Annotated in this window: 3 protein-coding genes; all 3 read left to right on the top strand. The window is 38.6% G+C overall.

Going from position 1 to position 5,740, the window contains the following annotated elements:
- On the top strand, positions 1 to 747 hold a 747-nt coding region (locus Q8907_11820; GenBank protein ID MDP4274956.1), incomplete at its 5' end, for a RagB/SusD family nutrient uptake outer membrane protein.
- 91 nt (positions 748 to 838) lie between these two features.
- Positions 839 to 3,832, top strand: a complete 2,994-nt coding sequence (locus Q8907_11815) for a SusC/RagA family TonB-linked outer membrane protein (protein ID MDP4274955.1) — start codon at positions 839 to 841, stop codon at positions 3,830 to 3,832.
- Between the two features lie 31 nt (positions 3,833 to 3,863).
- On the top strand, positions 3,864 to 5,597 hold the full coding sequence (locus tag Q8907_11810) for a RagB/SusD family nutrient uptake outer membrane protein (GenBank protein ID MDP4274954.1): 1,734 nt from the start codon (positions 3,864 to 3,866) through the stop codon (positions 5,595 to 5,597).
- Positions 5,598 to 5,740: the final 143 nt, after the last annotated feature.

Raw genomic sequence — 5,740 nt, 5'->3', positions numbered from 1 at the left:
GCCAGCGGATTGCCGATTGACGATCCTGCCTCCGGATATAATCCTGCTGATCCCTGGACCGGGAGAGATCCCCGTTTCTATAATAATTTCGTCTATAATTGGCAAAAAATTGTTCAGGGTGGAAGTGCCAGCCTTGATTCTACCATACGTTATGCTTCCCTTTATAATGGAGGATATTGGCGTAATGATCTGAGCCATAGTGTAACGGGATATATGCTCAAAAAATTTGTTCCATTAACAGTCAACAGTATAGATAACGGACCCGGACCCAGAGTTGCCGATAATTATTTGCGTTTGGCTGACGTCTATTTAATGTATGCTGAAGCGGTTGCATATGGCTGGGGTGATCCTAAGAGCTATGGCCCTAGCGCAGGTAAAGATTTACAATTAACTGCGGTAGACGCTTTTAATAAAGTAAGACAAAGGGCTGGAGTTGGTAATATCGCTGATAAATTCACTACTTCTACTGAAGCATTTAAACAGGAGTTAATTCGGGAAAGAGCTGTTGAGTTCGCATACGAAGCCAATATCCGTTGGATGGATTTGCGCAGATGGTTGATTGGAACCCAGGATAAGTATTTGAAGAAAACTGCTCTTGATTTTGACGAAGGCCCCAGACACAAGCCTATTAATATGAGAGAAAGGGTGGTTAAGACCAGGGTGTTCACAAACAGGTGTTATTGGCTGCCTTTGCCTACTACGCAGGTAAATCTTTATCCCAGCTTTGGACAAAATCCGGGATGGTAGAAAAATCAAAGTCTTGGTTATGGCAAAATCAAAAATCGATTTTAACCATAACGTACGAGCGAAAGATCTACTAATTTAAAACGAAATTGAAATGAAATATATAAAATTGTTAATGGCTTTATGCGTGTTGTTCGCTTCATTTTCTTTGAATTTGAAGGGGCAAAATTCCGGAGGTGTCACTGTTGAGTCCACTATAAATGACCAGGCAGGTAATCCGGTTGCCAACGCTTCCATTTATGGAGACGAGGGTAAATCCATTAAATATACAGATCAGGCAGGTCATTTCTCTATAACAGTACCTGCTAATTCGGTTCTGTATATCACTGCAAAGGGATATCTTGATAAAAAAGTTTGGGCTGTGCCGCAAATGGAGAAAATAGTTCTTGAAAAGCAGAGTAATCAAAAATCAATTGTAAATGTTGCTTATAGAACCGTTGATAAAAAGGATCTTACCGGAACTGTCAGTGTCTTAAATCCTGCTGAGTATATAAATGTGGATAATAACAGGGAAACTGCCGGGGGTATAAATGGCCGTGTCGGCGGTTTGCTTGGTACCGGCAGCATATGGGGCATGGGTGGTGCCTTGGTTTTGATTGATAATATCCCCAGTAGTTTAAGTAATATTAAACTTGATGAGGTTGACCAGATTACCGTTCTTAAGGGTATTAACGCTGTTGCTCTTTATGGCAGTCAGGCTGCCAAGGGGGCTATCTTGGTTACTTCCAAAAGAGGTTCTGCTAATAAAAGGGAAATAAATTTAAGAATTAACCATTCTTATGCACTTCCTAAAGGTTACCCTCATTATCTGGGTTCTGCCGACTATATGTCGCTTTATAATGAGGCCCGTGTTAATGACGGACTTGCCCCTTTATATAGTGACGAAATGATCCAAAATTATAAAAGCGGGAACAAATACAGATTCCCCTCCACAGATTATTTTTCATCCGATTATCTTAAAAAGTATATGAACTATACCGATGCAAATGCTGAATTTTCGGGTGGAAATGATGTTGCTACATTTTATACCAACATTGGATGGTCGAATAGTACTTCTCTCATGAATTTTGGTGAAAGCAAAAATGATGGGAACAACAGGTATAACATCCGTGCAAACATTGATGTTAAACTTAGTGATTATATTAAAAGTTCTATTAATGTAGCTACTGTATACAGCCAAACCCATACAGGTGGAACCGGTAATTTCTGGAGTACTACTGCTTCGTTACTCCCTAATAAATTTTCGCCTTTGATTCCTGTAGATCAGATTGGGACAGGTAGTGCTGATGCCCTTTTACAGGCAAGAAAGAGTGAAAATGTTATAGACGGGAAATATATTTTAGGGGGCACCCAGGATATTCAAACTAATGCATTGGCTGAAATTTATGCCGGCAATTACGTCAATAACGTTGACAGAAGTTTGCAGATTTCAAACGGGGTCGATTTCGACCTTAGGAACATAACCAAAGGTTTAACCTTTCATACCTTAGTTTATGAAGTTTTCTCTAATTCGTACTATATATCATTGAATAATACCTATAAAATATATAGTCCTACCTGGAGTGATCAGGATTCAATTACAGCACTTACTGCTTATGGTACCGATACTCATACGGGTACTCAGAGTATTGGAGGTACAGCTCAAACACGTAATTTGGGCGCTGTTTTGCATTTAGATTATGAAAAGTCTATTAATGATGTTCATAATTTCAATGCCATGTTACTTGGTTCTGGTAGTTCAATTATGATTTCCGGTAATAAGCAGGCTAACACTAATACTAATTTGGGTTTACAATTAGGATATAATTATAAACACAAATATTTGGTTAATTTCAGTGGTAATTTTATGAATTCAACAAAATTGTCTGCTAAAAACAGAGTTGCTTTTTCACCCAACGTAAGTATGGGGTGGGTGATTAATAAGGAAAACTTCCTTGCAGATTCAAAAATTGTAAATTTCTTAAAACTAACTGCTGCAGCCGGTTATTTAAACAGTGATCTGGATATCCCCAGTTATTATCTATATGATGGTATTTTTTCTACTCAAAGTGGCGGTTTTGGCTGGGATGATGGTACTTATTCCGCTTCATCTACTGTTTCAACATATGGCGCCAGTCCTGATCTTAAGTTCCCTAAATTGAAGCAATATTCTGTTGGACTTGAAGGTTCTTTGTTTCAGAATTTATTGAATTTCCAGACAACTTACTTCTTGGTACGGGATGATGGAATGCCGACACAACGGTTTAATATGTATCCTGGCTATAATAACCAATTTATCCCCTATACCAACTATAACTGTAACGAATATTCGGGAATCGATTTCGATTTGAATGCGAACAAAAAAGTGGGTGAAGTAGAATTAAATTTGGGAATTCACGGAACTTATGCAACTTCAAAAGTCATAAAGAGAGACGAGTTGAATCTGGATGCTTATCAGAATGCTGTGGGTAAACCCGTAGATGCCATATTCGGACTTCAAAACAAAGGGTTCTTCCAGGATCAAAACGATATCAACAATAGCCCTGCTCAACAATTTGGTGATGTGGCGCCTGGTGATATCAAATATGTTGATGAAAACAATGACGGTAAAGTTGACACCAAAGATGCAGTTAAAATTGGCCGATGGGGCTCACCTATTAATTTGGGCCTAAATTTTTCTGCTGCCTATAAGAACTTTACATTTTTCGTTTCCGGGACAGGTTCTTATGGCGGTGACGGTGTAAAAACAAACAACTATTACTGGGTACAGGGAGATAATAAATATTCAGACGTAGTACTTAACCGGTGGACTCCAGATACAAAAACTATTGCAACCTATCCGCGGTTAAGTTCTAAGACTAACAATAACGATTTCCGTTATTCTGATTTCTGGTTATATAAAACCGACAGGTTCAATATAGATAAGGTTCAGCTTTCATACGAATTGCCCAAAGATATTCTGGCAAAAACCTTTATCAGGGAGCTGGGCGTCTATCTCTATGGATCTAATTTGTTTACTATCTCCAAAAGCAGAAGTATCCTTGATTTGAATATAGGAAGTGCACCTCAGTTTAGATATTATAACTTAGGAGTTAGAGCTAATTTTTAAGCTTAGGGACTTAAATTAAAAATTAAAAGGTATGAATAAAAATATTTTGATATTTTTTATGATCGCAATGATATTCGCCGGTTGTACAGATTTGTTGTCTCCTGCCGACGACAACCATCGTGGTCTGAGCGGTTTATATGCTGACGCGAATTTTGCCGAAGGTGTGTTAATGAATGGCTATATGCTTCTTCCCATAAATAATTATTCTTTTAATGATGTGGCCACCGATGATGCTGTGACAAATGTTAAGAGTAACGGCTATTTGGCTATGGCTACTGGCCAGTGGACTTCTCAAAATAATCCTACGGAACAGTGGACTAATTCTTTAAAAGCAATTAATTATTTGAATCTGTTTCTTGCAAATAGTGATAAAGTAAATTGGTCTTCTGATACAATTGTCTCCAGAATGTTTAATGACAGAAACAAAGGGGAAGCTTATGCACTTCGTGCCTTACATATGTATTTCATTCTAACGGCCCATGGAGGTTATAGTCAGGCTGGTGATTTACTTGGAGCACCTATTTTGACTGATGTATATCAGGATGCTGATTTTAAGAAACCTCGCAATAAATTCTCGGATTGTGTAAGTCAGATTTATAGCGATTTAAACAAAGCCGAAGCATTGCTGCCTTTAGACTTTAAGAAATATACCAGTATGTCACAAGTTCCATCCCGTTATAGTAATGGAAGTGTAGAGCAATATAACAGAGTTTATGGGAAAGCTTTTAAACAGAGAATTACTGCCCGTATTGTAAAAGCCATAAGGGCAAAAGTTGCTTTGCTTGCTGCCAGTCCTGCTTTTGGAACCGGTTCATGGTCTGATGCTGCTGATCATGCTGCCAATGTTTTGGACCTGATTGGCGGAGTAAGCGGACTTGACCCCAAGGGTAATATTTTTTATACAAAAGAACAGATTAATGCCATCGACATTTCCGGGGATAATGATAATGATCAGAAGGAAATGTTGTGGAGAGCAAGCAAAAGTAATTCGTCTTCACTGGAGGCAAATGTTTTTCCTCCCTCTCAATATGGAAGTGGACAAATTAATCCTACTCAGAATTTGGTGGATGCTTTTCCGATGGCCAACGGCTATCCTATAACCGATCCTGCCAGTAATTATGATCCTCAACATCCTTATGCCAACCGTGATCCCAGATTAGCAGCCTATATTATTTATGACGGAAATTCCCTGAGGGGGACAACCATTCATACCTCTGTGGGCTCAGGAAATGATGCTGTGGATTCAATCAAAACATCAACCAGAACCGGGTATTACATGAAAAAACTCATTCGCGAAGATGTTAATGTTAACCCGTCATCAACTCAGTCGCAGTATCATTATGTCCCTTATATCAGGTATACCGAGATTTATCTTGATTATGCCGAGGCAGCCAATGAGGCCTGGGGCCCTGATGGGTCCGGAACCCATGGCTATTCTGCCCGTGATGTTATTGCTGCTATAAGAAAGAGGGCGGGAATTTCGCAGCCCGATAATTATTTGGCTTCCATTACCACCAAAGAAAATATGCGAATCCTGATACATAATGAACGCAGATTAGAGTTGTGTTTTGAAGGTTTCCGTTTCTGGGATTTACGCCGCTGGAAAGAGGATATCACCCAAACAGCTAAAGGGGTGATCATAAAGGGGACAACCTTTACCAAGAAAGATGTTGAAAACAGGTCGTTTAAAGATTATATGTATTATGGGCCAGTACCTTATACGGAAATGTTGAAGTCTGACTTAATTCAAAATAAGGGTTGGTAATCATACTTAACTATAATATTTGATAAGATGAAAAAGATTATTTATTTGTTGTTGATTATTTTTTCGGTTTTGACTTCTTGCTCAAATGAAAAAATAGAATTTCCTAATTTTGACTATACTACGGTCTATTTCCCGTATCAATC

This window comes from Bacteroidota bacterium (assembly GCA_030706565.1).
Taxonomy (GTDB): domain Bacteria; phylum Bacteroidota; class Bacteroidia; order Bacteroidales; family JAUZOH01; genus JAUZOH01.
The sequence above is the reverse complement of the archived record's forward strand: the minus strand, read 5'-3'. Positions and strand labels throughout refer to the sequence as shown.